17 protein-coding genes, 1 other RNA gene and 1 pseudogene are annotated in these 14,740 nt (G+C 68.5%); 7 read left to right on the plus strand and 12 right to left on the minus strand.

The annotated features are described in order from the left end of the window. Positions 1 to 3 precede the first annotated feature (3 nt). Positions 4 to 387, plus strand: coding sequence for a cell division protein ZapA (locus tag K9U41_RS07160; protein ID WP_282640165.1), 384 nt, complete (start codon positions 4 to 6; stop codon positions 385 to 387). A 34-nt stretch (positions 388 to 421) separates the two neighbouring features. Here K9U41_RS07160 and ybgC read toward each other — a convergent pair whose 3' ends face one another. From ybgC to ruvB, 4 genes are all read right to left on the minus strand, one after another. Beyond that, the gene (ybgC, locus tag K9U41_RS07165; protein ID WP_282640166.1) at positions 422 to 931 is read right to left on the minus strand and encodes a tol-pal system-associated acyl-CoA thioesterase; all 510 of its coding nucleotides are present in this window, start codon (positions 929 to 931) and stop codon (positions 422 to 424) included. 98 nt (positions 932 to 1,029) lie between these two features. Continuing rightward, on the minus strand, positions 1,030 to 1,443 hold the full coding sequence (locus tag K9U41_RS07170) for a DUF2852 domain-containing protein (protein ID WP_282640167.1): 414 nt from the start codon (positions 1,441 to 1,443) through the stop codon (positions 1,030 to 1,032). Positions 1,444 to 1,534: 91 nt separating this feature from the next. Further along, positions 1,535 to 2,170, minus strand: a complete 636-nt coding sequence (locus K9U41_RS07175) for a TetR/AcrR family transcriptional regulator (RefSeq protein WP_282640168.1) — start codon at positions 2,168 to 2,170, stop codon at positions 1,535 to 1,537. A 53-nt stretch (positions 2,171 to 2,223) separates the two neighbouring features. Next, positions 2,224 to 3,255, minus strand: coding sequence for a Holliday junction branch migration DNA helicase RuvB (gene ruvB, locus K9U41_RS07180; RefSeq protein WP_282640169.1), 1,032 nt, complete (start codon positions 3,253 to 3,255; stop codon positions 2,224 to 2,226). Positions 3,256 to 3,537: 282 nt separating this feature from the next. Here ruvB and K9U41_RS07185 point away from each other — a divergent pair, with 282 nt between their 5' ends. Both K9U41_RS07185 and K9U41_RS07190 read left to right on the plus strand, forming a co-directional pair. Beyond that, a complete protein-coding gene (locus K9U41_RS07185; protein WP_282640170.1) occupies positions 3,538 to 4,068 on the plus strand; it encodes a flavin reductase family protein in 531 nt (176 codons plus the stop codon). Positions 4,069 to 4,239: 171 nt separating this feature from the next. Further along, positions 4,240 to 4,998 (plus strand): hypothetical protein, encoded by a 759-nt coding sequence (locus K9U41_RS07190; protein WP_282640171.1) that lies wholly within the window; start codon positions 4,240 to 4,242, stop codon positions 4,996 to 4,998. A gap of 48 nt (positions 4,999 to 5,046) precedes the next feature. Here the strand turns inward: K9U41_RS07190 and ruvA are convergent, their stop codons facing one another. From ruvA to K9U41_RS07210, 4 genes are all read right to left on the minus strand, one after another. Then, complete coding sequence (ruvA, locus tag K9U41_RS07195) at positions 5,047 to 5,661, minus strand: Holliday junction branch migration protein RuvA (RefSeq protein ID WP_282640172.1); 615 nt, start codon at positions 5,659 to 5,661, stop codon at positions 5,047 to 5,049. Between the two features lie 19 nt (positions 5,662 to 5,680). Then, the gene (locus tag K9U41_RS07200; RefSeq protein WP_282640182.1) at positions 5,681 to 6,103 is read right to left on the minus strand and encodes a DUF1772 domain-containing protein; all 423 of its coding nucleotides are present in this window, start codon (positions 6,101 to 6,103) and stop codon (positions 5,681 to 5,683) included. Between the two features lie 96 nt (positions 6,104 to 6,199). Continuing rightward, a complete protein-coding gene (gene ruvC, locus K9U41_RS07205; RefSeq protein WP_282640173.1) occupies positions 6,200 to 6,709 on the minus strand; it encodes a crossover junction endodeoxyribonuclease RuvC in 510 nt (169 codons plus the stop codon). A gap of 91 nt (positions 6,710 to 6,800) precedes the next feature. Continuing rightward, positions 6,801 to 9,119, minus strand: coding sequence for a hypothetical protein (locus K9U41_RS07210; RefSeq protein WP_282640174.1), 2,319 nt, complete (start codon positions 9,117 to 9,119; stop codon positions 6,801 to 6,803). 511 nt (positions 9,120 to 9,630) lie between these two features. Here K9U41_RS07210 and K9U41_RS07215 point away from each other — a divergent pair. After that, positions 9,631 to 10,059 carry a MerR family transcriptional regulator gene (locus K9U41_RS07215; RefSeq protein ID WP_282640175.1) on the plus strand — a complete coding sequence of 143 codons (429 nt, stop codon included), beginning with the start codon at positions 9,631 to 9,633 and terminating at the stop codon, positions 10,057 to 10,059. Positions 10,060 to 10,203: 144 nt separating this feature from the next. On the opposite strand, the gene K9U41_RS07220 is transcribed toward K9U41_RS07215, so the two are convergent. The 4 genes from K9U41_RS07220 to ssrS all read right to left on the minus strand — a co-directional run bounded on the left by K9U41_RS07220 (position 10,204) and on the right by ssrS (position 12,765). Beyond that, complete coding sequence (locus K9U41_RS07220; protein ID WP_282640176.1) at positions 10,204 to 10,953, minus strand: YebC/PmpR family DNA-binding transcriptional regulator; 750 nt, start codon at positions 10,951 to 10,953, stop codon at positions 10,204 to 10,206. A 166-nt stretch (positions 10,954 to 11,119) separates the two neighbouring features. Then, positions 11,120 to 11,941 carry a TIGR00282 family metallophosphoesterase gene (locus K9U41_RS07225; RefSeq protein ID WP_282640177.1) on the minus strand — a complete coding sequence of 274 codons (822 nt, stop codon included), beginning with the start codon at positions 11,939 to 11,941 and terminating at the stop codon, positions 11,120 to 11,122. Between the two features lie 52 nt (positions 11,942 to 11,993). Next, positions 11,994 to 12,581, minus strand: a complete 588-nt coding sequence (locus K9U41_RS07230) for a 5-formyltetrahydrofolate cyclo-ligase (protein WP_282640178.1) — start codon at positions 12,579 to 12,581, stop codon at positions 11,994 to 11,996. Positions 12,582 to 12,611: 30 nt separating this feature from the next. Beyond that, positions 12,612 to 12,765: non-coding RNA, 6S RNA (gene ssrS / locus K9U41_RS07235), on the minus strand. 503 nt (positions 12,766 to 13,268) lie between these two features. On the opposite strand from ssrS, the gene tolQ reads away from it, so the two are divergent. The 3 genes and pseudogenes from tolQ to K9U41_RS07250 all read left to right on the plus strand — a co-directional run. After that, positions 13,269 to 13,994, plus strand: a complete 726-nt coding sequence (gene tolQ, locus K9U41_RS07240; protein ID WP_282640183.1) for a protein TolQ — start codon at positions 13,269 to 13,271, stop codon at positions 13,992 to 13,994. A 3-nt stretch (positions 13,995 to 13,997) separates the two neighbouring features. Next, positions 13,998 to 14,456: a protein TolR gene (gene tolR, locus K9U41_RS07245; protein ID WP_282640179.1), complete on the plus strand. Its 459-nt coding sequence runs from the start codon at positions 13,998 to 14,000 to the stop codon at positions 14,454 to 14,456. Positions 14,457 to 14,463: 7 nt separating this feature from the next. After that, positions 14,464 to 14,740 (plus strand): annotated as a pseudogene (locus K9U41_RS07250) (cell envelope biogenesis protein TolA); the annotation flags it as partial.

Consider the following 14,740-nt stretch of genomic DNA (forward strand, 5'->3'; position numbering starts at 1 on the left):
GGCATGCCCCACGTCTCCGTCACCATCGCCGGTCGCCAGTACAGGATGGCCTGCGACGAGGGGCAGGAAGATCACCTCATCCGCCTCGCCCATGACATCGACGGCCGCATCTCCCAGCTGCGCACGGCCTTCGGCGAGATCGGCGACCAGCGCCTCGTGGTCATGGCCGCCATCACCATCGCCGACGAACTGGCGGAGTCGCGCCGGCGCGTTGCCGCTTTGGAAAGCGACATCGAGAGCCAGCGCGACGCCCGCGCCTCCGCCATCGCCCGCATCGAGGCGAGCGAGGAAGAGGTGGCCCGGACCATCGATCAGGTGGCCGAGCGCATCGAGCAGCTGGTCTCCCAGCTCGCCCCCAAGGAGCGCGGCTCGGTGGGCATGGGCTGAAGGTCTGAACCGGCTGAAGGGGCGCCGCGCGCCCTCAGCGCTGGGTTTCGCCGATGGCCTCGGCCGCGCGTGCATCCTGCAGCGTCGCCTGCCGCAGCGCGTCGGGGATGCGCTTGGCCCGGCCTTCCGAGACGAAGGCCACGCGCACGGTGGCGGACACCAGCACCTCGCCGTCCCGCTTCACCTGCTGCAACAGGGTGATGGACGCACCGGCCACCTCCTTGGAGAGGGTCACCACCTCCAGCACGTCGTCGATGCGGGCGGGCTTGCGGAAATCGATCTGCATGGAGCGGACGACGAAGTGGAAGCCCGGCGCCTCGGCCGCCGCCTGCTCGAACAGCTCGCCCTGGAACACGCCGAGCAGCCGCATATAGTCGGAGCGGCCGCGCTCCATGAATCTCAGATAGTTGGCGTGGTAGACGATGCCGGAGAAATCCGTGTCCTCGTAATAGACACGCACATGCAGCGCGTGGCCGCCGGGGATCAGCCGGCCGGCAAGGGTGAGGTGCGGATCGGACGGGGAGAGGTTTGGGCGCTCGACCATGCCGCCCTCATAAACGAGACCGCGCCCCTTGTGAACAAAGGGCGCGGCTCAAGATGGGCTAAGATGTTCCTGCGGCGGCAACGCGTCGCAGGAAAGGCTCAGTTGCCGGCTGGCGCGTCCGGGGCGGGCTCGGCGGGGCGGCTGCGGCGGTCGGCCATGAACTGGTCGAACTCCGACTTGTCCTTGGCCTGGCGCAGGCGCTCAAGGAAGTCGCGGAAGTCCTTCTGCTCGTCCTCAAGGCGCCGCAGCGTCTCCTGGCGGTACTCGTCGAAGGCGCGGTTGCCGCTGGACGGCATGGTCCGGCTCCAGCGCCCGAAGGCACCGCGCAGGGCGTCGCCGCCCTCTTCCTGCCAGCGGCCGAAGCCGCGCTTGGCACCACATCCCATCCGTCCGCTCCCGATTGTGAAGGCCAGGATCGCGAGGCCCAGCGGCCACCAGGCCATGAAGCCCAGCACCGTCAGCGCGATCCACGCCGGTTTGCCGTAACTGTCGAGCTTGTAAGCGAGCTCCATAGCCGCGTTCCCGGTTAATGTTAATAACATTTACATAGATAGGCAAAGGCCCCCATTTTGTCAATGGCCCGGCCCTTGGCGGGCGCGGGACTCAGGTGCCGGAGGGGGCGCCGAGACCTTTCAGATAGATCAGAAATGCGGCCTCAAGCAGCTCATCCGGGCCCATGGGCAATTTGCGCCGGGCGCTGTCGGCCCGGCCGAACAGGGACGCCACCCCATGGGCCAGCGACCAGGTATGGAGCGCCACCATCAGGGCCGGCGGGCGCACCGGTCCGGGAATGTGAGAGACCAGAACTTCCGCCGCCTCGCGCAGCACGGCGAACGCGCGATTGCTGGCCTGCTGGAGACCCTCGTGGGCATCCGCCGGCAAGCCGGATTCGAACATGGCCACATAGTCCGCCGGCGCCCGCCGGGCGAAATCAAGATAGGCCCGCCCCACCCGCTCATAGGCGATGGCGGGCGAGGGCCGGCCGTTCTGCCACGCGGTGGTGAGCGCGTCGGCCAGCCGCTCGAAGCCGACGGCGGCCACCGCCGCCAGCAATTCGTCGCGATCGCGGAAATGGCGGTAGGGCGCCGCCGCGCTCACCCCGGCACGCCGGGCCGCCTCGGCGAAGGTGACGCCCGCCACCCCCTTCTCCCCGATCAGGTCGAGGGTCGCCTGCATCAGGGCCTCCCGCAGGTTGCCGTGATGGTAGGACCGCGTTTCTCCGTTCCGGGACCAGCTCATGTGAATGTGATGTACATTGACAGTGGGGCCGCGTCGATGGGCATGACGACCGCCTACTCGCCCTCGTCGAACAGGGGCATGGGCTTGACCACCACCGGCTCCGGCAGGCCGAGATGGCGGAAGGCGGTGGCGGTGAGCATCCGCCCGCGCGGCGTGCGCTGGATGAAGCCCTGCTGCACCAGGAACGGCTCCACGATTTCCTCGATGGCGTCGCGCGGCTCGGACAGCGCAGCGGCGAGCGTATCCACCCCCACCGGGCCACCACCGTAATAATCGGCGATGACGGTGAGATAGCGCCGGTCCATGGCGTCGAGGCCGGCGGCGTCCACCTCCAGCGCCAGCAGCGCCCGGTCGGCCACCTTGCGGTCGATGCGCTCGGCATCGGCCACCAAGGCAAAATCACGCACCCGGCGCAGCAGGCGGCCGGCGATGCGGGGCGTGCCGCGCGCGCGCCGGGCGATCTCGGTGGCCCCGTCGGGGGCGATGGCGATGCCCAGCACCCGCGCGCCGCGCACCACGATCTTCTCCAGTTCCTCCACCGTGTAGAACTGGAGCCGCACCGGAATGCCGAAGCGGTCGCGCAGCGGTGTGGTGAGCAGGCCGGAGCGCGTGGTGGCGCCAACCAGCGTGAACTTGGGCAGGGAAATCTTCACCGAGCGCGCCGCCGGCCCCTCGCCGATGACGAGGTCCAGCTCGTAATCCTCCATGGCGGGATAGAGGATCTCCTCCACCGCCGGCGCGAGACGGTGGATCTCGTCGATGAAAAGCACGTCGCGCTCTTCAAGATTGGTGAGGATGGCGGCCAGGTCCCCCGCCTTGGCGATCACCGGGCCGGAGGTGGAGCGGAAGCCCACCCCCATCTCCCGCGACATGATCTGGGCCAGCGTGGTCTTGCCGAGGCCGGGCGGCCCCACGAACAGCACGTGGTCCAGCGCCTCGCCGCGGGCGCGGGCCGCCTTGATGAACACTTCCAGATTGGCGCGCGCCTGCGCCTGGCCCACGAACTCCTTGAGGAGCTGGGGCCGCAGCGTCGAATCGGCGGCATCTTCGCCGTGCTTCTCGCCCGAGAGGAGGCGGGTGTTCATGGAGACGGGGGTGCTCCGCTTCGGACCAGCGACTCGCGCGACTTTAGAGTGCGCCGGCCGGGTACGGAAGGGGAACGCAGGGTCGCGCCCCACCCGGCAACATGCGGCGATGGACGACATGACACCCCGCAACGCCAGAGGGCCGGCATCGGTTCTATAATGCCGCGCGCCGGCGCGCCGAGCGGGTCTGTCGTCCAGCGTCGGCCGAAGAGCGCTTGGCCTGGTCGGCACCCCGCACCGGATCGAGGTTCGCCCCGGGAACAGCCACAGGAGCAGCCGGCCATGAAGGACCTTCCCCTCGCCGAGGTCTACCAGCTCATCGAGCCGGGGCCGGTGGTGCTGCTGACCACCAGCCATCGCGGCCACGCCAATGTCATGGCCATGTCGTGGCACATGATGGTGGAGTTCACTCCGCCCCTCATCGCCTGCATCGTCTCGCAGGGCGATTTCAGCTTCGCGGCCCTGCGCGCCACCAGGGAATGCGTCATCGCCATTCCCGCCGTGGACCTGGCCGAAAAGGTGGTGAAGGTGGGCAATTGCTCCGGCCGCGACGTGGACAAGTTCGCCACCATCGGGCTGACGCCCCGGCCCGCCGCCCGGGTGGCGGCGCCGCTGGTCAACGAGTGTTTCGCCAATCTCGAATGCCGGGTGGTGGAAACCCGCCTCGTCAACCGCTTCAACCTGTTCGTTCTGGAAGTGGTGAAGGCGTGGCGCGACCCGGCGCAGGCGGCGCCGCGCACCATCCATCACCATGGCTACGGGACCTTTGCGGTGGATGGGGACACGCTGAAGCTGCCGTCCCGGATGCCGTGAGGCGCGGCTCGGTTTTTCCGAGCAGCCTTCCGGGGGCTTCCTCACGTGAGAGAGAAGAGAAAATCCTCAAGCGTAACCTTGACCGCTCTTACAACTACAACCATTACGTGCTATTGAATAAAATTCAATCGTCATGAAATGGTTCGCACTCGCGCGCTCGGGGAGGCAGGGATGGCCGAGGACCCAAAACCCAAAGACGGACAGGAACCGGCCGCGGCAGAGGCAGCGGACGAGGCCTCGGGTGTCACCAGCCGAACCACGACGGTCGTGACGCAGGAAGAGCAGATGCTCAGAGACTTCCCCTCGAAAGCACCGGGGGTCTATCGATGGGCCGTGGCTGCCGTGGGCTTCATGGCAGCGGTATCGACGATCGCAGCCACTTTGAAGCCGGAAAACATCGTCACGATCACCTGCACGACCATTTTTATCATACTTCTCATATTTCTGCTTTTCAGCTTCGAGAAGACCGAGATTGAAACCGCATCGCAATCCAAGTTGCTGAGCTGGTTTTCCGTTCTGCTTCTGATGGCCGCCAGCTCGGCGATCGTCACATCGGTCTTCTTTGCATGGCCGCTCGCCTTTTCAGCAACATCAAAGCTTGAAGCGGCGAAGATCAAGGCAAATGTCGACAGCTTCGATTTCCGCGACAGCATTCTGGTACGGGACAAGAACGACAGGGCCATGTGGCGGCAGATTTTCGGCTCGGAGACGAGCGATGTTTATAATTTCGTCGAGCGGAGGCACAACAAGGATTATCTCCTGTTGTGGGATTCCAATCGGAAGATCCATGTCCGCATTCCGGCAGCGGGCGGCCTCGTGCAGTGGACTGAAGAAACCAATCTTGATGAATGCACGAAAAAGCCCTGCTGGTTCGACCTGCAGGGCGCCGACGTCAATCTGCGTCCAGCGGCATGGTTCTTTTCAAACTGAGCTTCCAGGATCAAGCCCGGCGTTTCACAGGCATGATGGCGCTCCGCCCTACTTCGCCAGTTCCTTCAGACCCAGGCGGATCAGCGTCTCGGTCCTGGCCCCCTCCCCCGCGCCGCGCAGGGCGGCGGCGATGGCGGCATTGGCCTGCGGCGCGCCGTAGCCGAGATTGACGAGGGCGGAGACCGCATCCGCCGCCGCCCCTCCCTGCCCCGGTGCGATGACGCCGCCAAGCTGCGCCGCCAGCGGTTCGGAGGCGGAAAAGCCCGGCATCTTGTCCTTCAGCTCGGTGACGATGCGCGTCGCCACCCGCGGCCCCACCCCCGGCGCCCGCGCCACCGTGGCCTTGTCGCCCAGCGCGATGGCCTGCGTCAGCTCCGAGGCGGTCAGGGTGGACAGCACGGCCAGCGCCGTCTTGGTGCCGATGCCCTGGATGCCTTGCAGCAGGCGGAACCAGTCCCGCTCCGCCGCCGAGGTGAAGCCGAACAGGCGGATCTGGTCCTCGCGGACATAAGTCTCGATGAACAGCGCCGCCGCCTCGCCCGCCCGCGGCAGCGCCGAGAGCGTGCGCCCGGAGCAGTGCACGAGATAGCCCACGCCATGGACGTCGAGGATCACATGGTCCTCCTCCAGCGTGTCCACGACGCCCTTGAGCTTTCCGATCATCACAAGCCTTTCCGCCCGCTCACGCTGCCGCCGCCCACAGGAAGACCAGGGTAGCCAGCGCCCCGAGCCCGGTGCGCACCATGTGCAGGTGGCCCCAATTGGTGATGAGGCGCCGCGTCTCGGCGTCGGCCCTGTCCGTCGCCAGCAGGCGCCGGTTGGTGGGCATGATGCCGATGAGGGTATAGGGCCAGTTGGCCAGCATCAGCACCCCTCCGGCGAGCCAGTGCCAGTCCCCGTCGCGGCTGAAGGCGATGGCGCCCAGCACCGCGCCGGCCACGGCCAGGCTCGCCTGCATGGCAAAGCCCCGCTTGTAGGCCGGCTTCCATTGCCTGAGCGCCGCCCCGTCGTCGAGCGCGAGCCGCGCCGGCTGCTCCACGGCATTGATGTAAAAGGCGGCGCCGGTGAACAGCGCGGCCACCACCAGCGCCAAGTGTCCGATGATCATGCCCGCCCCCGCGGTGAGAGACACCGGCATTTTCGAGCGCCGTGGATTGCGGTTCGCGTGACGAAAATGCGGTGAACACAATGATCCTGGACTCTACAGCGCCGCGCGGGCGCGCGCAGCCGCGCCGCGATGGTGGGCGTGGGTGACGGCCACCGCCAGCGCGTCGGAGGCGTCCTCGGTCTGCGGCGTGGCCTTGGGCAGGAGGATGCCGATCATCATGCGCACCTGCGCCTTTTCGGCGCGGCCGGCGCCCACCACGCTCTTCTTCACCAGAAGCGCGGCGTATTCGGCCACCGGAAGACCCATCTGGGCCGGCGCCAGCAGCACCACGCCGCGGGCCTGCCCCAGCTTCAGGGTGGACGACGGGTTCATGTTGACGAACGTCTCTTCCACCGCCGCCTCGTGTGGGGAAAAGCCCTCGATGACGCCCAGAAGCTCGCGGTGCAGGGTGGCGAGCCGCTCGCCCATGGGCGCCTGATCCGGCGGCAGGATGGTGCCGCAGGCGACAAAGGCGAGGCGCGAGCCGGTGACGTCGATCACCCCCCAGCCGGTCCGCCTCAGGCCCGGGTCGAGGCCGAGGATGCGAATCGTGTTCAGGTCCATGGGCGCACCGTGCGGGAGGCGCGGCGGCAAGGAAAGGGCAACGCGAACGGCACCACGAGGGGATGGACGCAGGAGCAGACGAAGCGGCGGCTCACTTCACCGCCGCCGTGGTGCTGGCAAGGCGGGTCGCGCTCTTGGGGCGGACCGAAAGGGAAGCGATCGGGGCGCCCGTGCTCTCCTCCTGCCATTGCGGAAGGATCTCGACGATGTTCGCGGCCGCGTTCTGCGGCGCGGGAACGAAGGTGGCCACCGCCTGCTGCGCCCTGGTGAGGGTGGCGCCATCGGCCTCGCGGGCGAGGATGTCGCGCTTGCGGCCGCTGTCGGCATCGCCCTGGGCGGCGGCAAGGCTCAGCCACTTGAAGGCTTCCCCCGCATCGGCCGCGACCCCGAGCCCCCGGGCATAGACCACGCCCAGATTGTACTGGCTGTCGCGGAAGCCCAGCTCGGCAGCGGCGCGGAACCAGCGCACCGCGCCTTCCCAGTCCGGCGTCTGGCCGTTGCCGGCGCACAGCATCATGGCGAGGGCGTGCATGGCCCGCACGTTGCCCTGCGCTGCCGCCCATTCATAGAAGCGCCGGGCCTCTCCCAGATCGCGGCCGGCGGATTCGTAGAGCGCGCCGAGGCGATGGGCGGCCGGGGCGGAGCCCCGCTGCATGGCGAACGCCAGCCACTTCACCGCCGCGTCGGGATCGGCGTCCACGCCCCGGCCCTCCGCATAGCGGCCGGCGACAAGGAAGGCGGCGGCCGGATCGCCGGCCCGCGCCGCGGTCTGGAGCGCGGTCGGGCCGATGGCCGCCGGAAGGTCGCCCGCCGTCACCCCGGCGACGGCCGGGGCAGACAGCCGGCGCAGAGCCTGGGTGACGCCGGAGAGCAGATCCGGCCCGTTGCGCAAGGCAAGGCCTGCGGCGGTGCCGGCGAAGACGGTGGCGGAGCCGGCCAGGAGCGCGACCATGGCCACCTGCCGCCTGCGGTCGAACAGCCCGGCGACGAAACCCTTTGGGGCGCGCTTGTCGCGTGGCCGGTCCCGGCGCGCGCGGTGATCCACGCGAGGACGCGAATCAGCGGGGTCGGACCGGGCCGGGCCGGTCCGGTCGGCGCGGTGGGGGCTCCGGGGCCAGGGCGAGCCGGCAGCGGCATCCGCCGCGTCGGCATGGGTTGGCACGGCGTCGAAGATGGGGTCTTCCGCCGCCTCGGGCGCGGCAGCCGCCCGTTCGGCCGCCCGTTCAGCCGTCCGGGGCGCCGGGCGGGGGGCGAAGGTGCCCTCCCCGTCCCGGTCCAGGGCGACGGAGATATCGCGCAATTCATATTCCAGTTCGGCGGCGAGCATGTCGCCGGCGCGGCGCTCGATCTCGTCCTGCCGCGCCTCGAGGGCGGCAAGGCCCCGCTTCAGCCCCACCACGGCGGCGCCGTCCGGGTCCTCGGAGACCTTGGCCGCCACCGCGGCCACCGCCTCGGCGGTGGCCACATGGGTCGTCTCGCGCACCTGGCGCATCTCGGCGACCATGTGCTGGAGCTGGATCTCGATGTCATCCAGCCGGTCGAGGCGCGCATGGGTGTCCCGGAACTGCGCGCTCAGCTCGGCGAGGGTGCGCTCCACCGCATCGGCGAGGGGAGCGATGGCGGCCTTGCCGGCCTCCTCGGCGGCGGCAATGCGCTCGGACAAGGCGGACAGACGCTGCGTCACCTCGGCGCCGATGGTCGGCGACAGGCTGCTGACCTGGCCGGAAATGGCACTCGACATGGCATCGAGACGACGGTGGACGCCCTCAAGCGCGCCCAGCAGCGAGCCCTGCAGGGCCTCCGCGGCGTCCGAATCACCGGCACGGGCGCGGGCCTCCACCTCGATCACGCGGCTGAGCAGGGCCTCGGCCTTGCGCTCGAAGGCGCCGGTGGCCTCGGCGACGCGCCGGGCCGTCTCCTCGCCGACCCCGGCGACCGCCTCGGCGCAGGCCGTCAGGCGCTGGGTCAGGGCGTGAAGCGCGGCGGTGTCGTCGTGACGCTCGGCGGCGCGGAGCACCAGATGGTGGATCTCCTCCATCTGCCCGGTCAGCCGGGCGACCTCCACCGGGTCCACCGCGCGGGCGGCCATGAGGTCGATGCGGCGCGACAGGGCGTCGAGCCCGTCCTGAAGGGCGCGCACATGGGCCGGCTCACGCAAGGCGGCGAGCCCGGCGCGGATGGCGGCAAGTTCCTCGGCGAAGGCGTGGTCCGCATCCGCGCGCACCGCACCTGCCGCGCGGATGTCGTCCACGCGCCGGCACAGGAGGGTGATGGCCTTGTCCATCTCCTGCACCGCGCGCTTGGGCGCGGCGTTGGCGAGGCGATCGCGCAGGGCGCTCACCTCGCCACGCAGGGATTCGATGGTCGAGGCCTGGATGTCGAACACGTCCCAGGCCGGGACATCAGGCATCTCGCTGCGCGTGTCCGCCCACAGGGGGGCGGATCCTGCCTGAGCAGGTCCTGCCGCAGCACGCATCCGGGCCGTGCGCTCCGTCCGCTCCATTCGGGCCTCCCCGGGGCACGGGTTTAGAGGTTTCTTATTACCGTGCCCGTTCGCGGTGATTCACTGAACAGAGGGTTTCAATTCTTGGTAAATCCGCGGTTAACGTCGCGTCGATTTGCTCAAATCCGCCAGCCGATGACGAACCCGCCGCACGCGAACCGGCCGCAGATCGGTGCCAAAGGTGCCGCAGCGTCATCGGACGGGCCGTTCGAGCGGGTCTTTAAGTCATTGAGAAGTTTATGTTGTAACTGTTACTTTCCCCAACGGTAGCCCGCAAAGCCTCCCCTCGGAGCCGGCTGGAGGTTAAACCTCGTTTGCGTTGCGGCATGTCGCGACGACGCAATTCGGAACGCACATTGATCCAAATTCCCGCGCCGAGCGCCCTGCGGCGGCCGGGGGTGCGAAGGGGACCAGACGTATGGATGCCAATACCTTCGAGCAGGGGGTCGCGACCCCGGCGTTTCACACCGGCCCGGCGGTCGCGGACGGCGCTCGCGAGGGTGCTCTCTTCAGCATCGGCGACCTCGCCCGCGAGTTCGGCATCACCCTGCGGGCGCTGCGCTTCTATGAGGACAAGGGCCTGCTCTCGCCGCGTCGCGACGGCATGACCCGCCTGTATTCGGAAGCCGACCGCCGCCGCCTGACGGTCATCCTGAAGGGCAAGCACCTCGGCTTCACCCTGGCCGAGATCCGTGCCCTGGTCGCCGCCCATGACGGCGAGGAAGCCAGCCTGACGCTGACCCGCGACCGCTGCCTGTCCCAGCTCGCCCAGCTCGAGCGCCAGCGCACCGAGATCGACGCCGCCATCGCCGAGCTGAAAAACATGGCGACGTCCCTCGCCGCCTGATTGCAATCCGGGCAGGTCGGAATGGCCTGACCGGTTCGACCCGACCAAACAAAAGGCACGGACTGGTCGGTCCGTGCCTTTTTGATTCTGGATCGATGCGACAGCGCCCCGACAGAGCCGCCACCCGCGCGGGTGGCGTCGCCCTCACTCCGCGTTCAATTTGGCCAGCAGGGCTTCGGACAGCTCGAAATTGGCGGTGACGTTCTGCACGTCGTCGTTGTCCTCGAGATTCTCCACGAGGCGGAGCAGCTTCTCGCCGGTCTCATCGTCCACCGCGACGGTATTTTGCGGCCGCCAGATCAGCGCTGCCTTCTTCGGCTCGCCGAACCTGGCTTCCAGCGCCCGCTGCACTTCCGCCAGACTTTCCGCCGCGCACACCACCTCGTGGCCATGCTCGGAGGAGGTCACGTCGTCGGCGCCGGCTTCGATGGCGGCTTCCATCATGGCATCGGCGTCGGCCTTCTCGGGGGCGAACTCGATGGCGCCCATCCGGTCGAACATGAAGGACACCGAGCCGGTCTCGGCGAGGTTGCCGCCGGACTTGGTGAAGAAGGACCGCACTTCCGAGGCGGTGCGGTTGCGGTTGTCGGTCAGCGCCTCGACGATGACCGCGACGCCGCCGGGGCCGTAGCCCTCATAGCGGATCTCGTCGTAATTCTCGCCATCGGCGCCCGCCGCCTTCTTGATGGCGCGCTCGATATTGTCCTTGGGCATGTTCTCGGCGCGGGCCGCGAGGATGGCGGCGCGCAGGCGCGCGTTCATGTTGGGATCGGGCAGGCCCATCTTGGCCGAGACGGTGATTTCGCGTGCCAGCTTGGAGAACAGCTTGGAGCGCATCGCATCCTGCCGCCCCTTGCGGTGCATGATGTTCTTGAATTGCGAATGCCCGGCCATGCCGCCACCATTCCTTGAATGCCGATCCCGCGCCCCGCCGCTGCAGCGCTGCCCGGACCGATCTGTTGACTGGAGCCGGCCTTATAGGTCCGTGCCGGCCAAAAGCGCAAGAAAGCGGGTGCAGCATGATGCCATCCAAAGGCGCCGGCTCCCGCCTCCCCTTCCGTCAGGCCCAGAAGGCCGGCCGCGCCTCCTCAAGCCCGGCGCCGAGGCGCACGGCGGCGACGCGCACGGCAAGGCCGGTGCGGTCGTCGGTCTCCACCGCCACGCCGGAAAGCGTTCCCGGCCCCGTCGCCGGCTCGAAGCGGCCGGAGGCGAGCTTGCGGGTGAAGCGGCGCAGGGGCTCTTCCTTGTCCATGCCGATGACGCCGTCATAGGCGCCGCACATGCCGGCATCGGTCATGTAGGCGGTGCCGCCGGACAGGATGCGGTAATCGGCTGTGGGCACATGGGTGTGGGTGCCCACCACCAGGGAGGCGCGGCCGTCGCAATGATGGCCGATGGCCTGCTTTTCGCTGGTGGTCTCGGCGTGCACGTCCACCACCACCGCGTCCACCATTTCGCCCAGTGCCGCGCCGTCCAGCGCCCGGTCGAGGGCGGCGAAGGGATCGTCCAGCGGGTCCATGAACACCCGGCCCATGACGTTCATCACCAGCACCCGGGCGCCGTTCCTGGCTTCCACCAGGGCGGCGCCACGTCCCGGCGTGCCGGGGGGATAATTCATGGGCCGCACCAAAGCCGGCGCCCGCTCGATGAAGACGAGGGCCTCGCGCTGGTCGAAGGCATGGTTGCCGAGGGTGATGGCATCGGCGCCGGCGGCGATGAGCTCGCCGTAGATGGCTTCGGTAATGCCGAAGCCGCCGGCCGCGTTCTCCCCGTTCACCACCACGAGGTCGAGCTTCCAGTCGCTGACGAGGTCCGGCAGGCGGGAGACGACGCATTCCCGGCCGGGACGGCCGACCACATCACCAAGGAACAGGATACGCATTCAGAAGGGTCCAATGAGCAGCGGAGGCCTATGGCGGGGGGCCGGGGCCGGATCAGGCGCGGGGGCCGACGGCCCAAGCTTCGATATCCGTTACCATCATGTCCACCGGCTCGTCATGGGTCTCGACGGGCACCGCGTCCACTTCCTGGCACGCAAAGGCAAAGCCGATGGCCCGCACCGGCCGCCGCGCCCGCAGCAAAGCGAGGGTGCGATCGTAGAAGCCGGCGCCATAGCCGATGCGGAAGCCGCGCCGGTCGAAGGCGGCCAGCGGCACCAGCAGCAAGTCGGGAACGATGTCCGGCGCATCCGGCCCCGGCTCGGGAATGCGAAACGCGCCCGAGGGCACGAGCGGGGCGTCCTTGTCCCAGCGGCGGAACAGGAGAGGACGGTCGCGGGCAACGATGACGGGAAGGGCGAGGACCGCGCCGGCATCGCGCAGGGCGTTCGCCAGCGGCGCGGTGTCGATCTCGTCGCGGAACGGCGCGAACAGGGCGATGGCTTGCCCCTCCACCGCGCCTGCGGCGGCCAGGGCATGGCTTGCGGCTGCGCGAGAGGCAGCGGCGCGGCCCGTCTCGCCCATGGCCGCGCGACGTCCGAGCGCGAGGGCGCGCAGGCGTTTCTTTTCGGCGGCGATGTCCATGAGGGGCGAAGTCGGCTTGTCCAGAAAACGTGCGGAGCCACAGAAGCCGTCGGAGGTCGATCCCGGGAACCTACAACGTAGGTGGGCGCCGTGTGTCCAAGTCCAGGGACAAGGTCAGGGACAGCTCCCTTAAGGATCGATAAGGCCCCGGGGAAATGTCTCCTAACGAGCCCCGCAGCCCCGCCCGACCAATGTAGGCACCCGGCCGCCCGAGCGCCAGCCCCAACAGCGTGATCGGCCCCAAGAGAGGCTTTGAGAGACGCTTTGAGGGGCGTGGAAACCCTGCATCCGGCAGAAACGCGACGCAATCCGCCACGTGCGGCCCGGTGCTAACCCGCCATTAAGCCTGTTCGTGCACAGCTTCCTGCGTGCCGCGAAGCTTTCGCGCCGCAGCACGAACCGGTCGGCCCGTCAAAGTTTGGACAGACTCGCTCGCTCAAAGAGCCAGCGAACTTCGAACGGGTTTCCGGCCGAGACGTTTCCGAGCGGCAGCGCGCCGCCCCCGGAAGCCGGAGGCTTTGGGCCGGGCACATGCCCGGCGCCCGAGCGCAGAAGCACCTCTTCCGCACGGGAGGGGCAGCGGAGCCGAGAATGACTGATTTGACACGCCGTTCCGGCATCGTGTCCCACCTGCGCCCCGCGCCGCTGGCCGCAGCGGGCCTCGCCGTGGCCGTAGCCCTGGCGCTGCTGCCGACGGCGGGCGTCGCGCAGGACCTCACCCAGGCCCCGCTGGCGGCGCCCTCGGCCGACATTTCATTCCTCGGCCTGTTCCTGCAGGCCCATTTCGTCGTGAAGCTGGTGATGATCGGCCTCATCACCGCGTCCATCTGGGTGTGGGCCATCATCATCGACAAGTCGATGCTGTTCTCCCGCAACAAGCGCGAGATGGACCGCTTCGAGCAGGTGTTCTGGTCCGGCCAGAGCCTGGAAGACCTCTACCGCACCCTGGCCGGGCGCTCCAACCAGGGCATGGCCGCCATCTTCGTTGCCGCCATGCGGGAGTGGAAGCGCACCTACGAGGGCAGCTCCCGCTCGTTCGCCGGCCTCAACCAGCGCCTGGACAAGGTGATGAACGTGACCATCGCCCGCGAGGTGGAGCGGCTCGAATCGCGCCTGCTGGTGCTGGCCACCGTGGGCTCGGCGGGGCCGTTCATCGGCCTGTTCGGCACGGTGTGGGGCATCATGACCTCGTTCCAGTCCATCGCCGCCTCCAAGAATACCTCGCTGGCGGTGGTGGCGCCGGGCATCGCAGAAGCCCTGTTCGCGACCGCGATGGGCCTCATTGCGGCCATCCCCGCGACGATTTTCTACAACAAGTTCATTTCCCAGACTGGGCGTCAGGCCCAGCGGCTGGAGGGATTTGCGGACGAGTTCTCCGCGATCCTCTCGCGCCAGATCGACGAGCGGGGCTGATCCATGGGCATGGCGGGAGGCGGAGCGGGAGGATGGCAGAGCCGGCGTTCGCGCCGTCGCGCGCCGCCCGTGATGGCCGAGATCAACGTGACGCCCATGGTGGATGTCATGCTGGTGCTGCTCATCATCTTCATGGTGGCGGCGCCGCTTTTGACCGTGGGCGTGCCCATCGACCTGCCGCAGACGCAGGCGAGCGCGGTGAACCAGGACAACAAGGAACCCATCACCCTCTCGGTGAAGGAAAACGGGCAGATCTTCCTCGGCGACAGCGAGATCAAGTACGAGGATCTGGTCTCGAAGTTGCAAGCGGTGACCCAGGCGCGCGGCGGCTTTGACGAGCGCGTCTTCGTGCGCGGCGACAGGAAGGCCAATTACGGAGCGATCATGCGGGTCATGGGGCGCCTGTCCGGCGCGGGCTTCAAGAAGGTGGCCCTGGTCACCGAAGTGGAACAGGGAGGCTGACGGGCCGATGCGCGCGGGGATTGCGGCATCGACGCTCCTGCATGCGGGCGTCCTCGTTCTGACCCTGGTGTCCTTCACCGGGGCGAAGCCGTTTGAGCCCATGACGGAATCGCTGCCGGTGGATGTGGTCTCCATCTCCGAATACACCAAGCTCACCAAGGGCGCCCGCAACGCGCCCAAGCTGGACAAGCCCAAGCAGATTGCCGAGAAGGTGGGCGATCCCACCCCCGTCGAGGACGCCAAGCTGAAGGCGAGCGAGAAGGCGCCGGTGGAAGCCACCGCCC

Source organism: Xanthobacter autotrophicus (assembly GCF_029991245.1).
Classification (GTDB): domain Bacteria; phylum Pseudomonadota; class Alphaproteobacteria; order Rhizobiales; family Xanthobacteraceae; genus Xanthobacter; species Xanthobacter autotrophicus_C.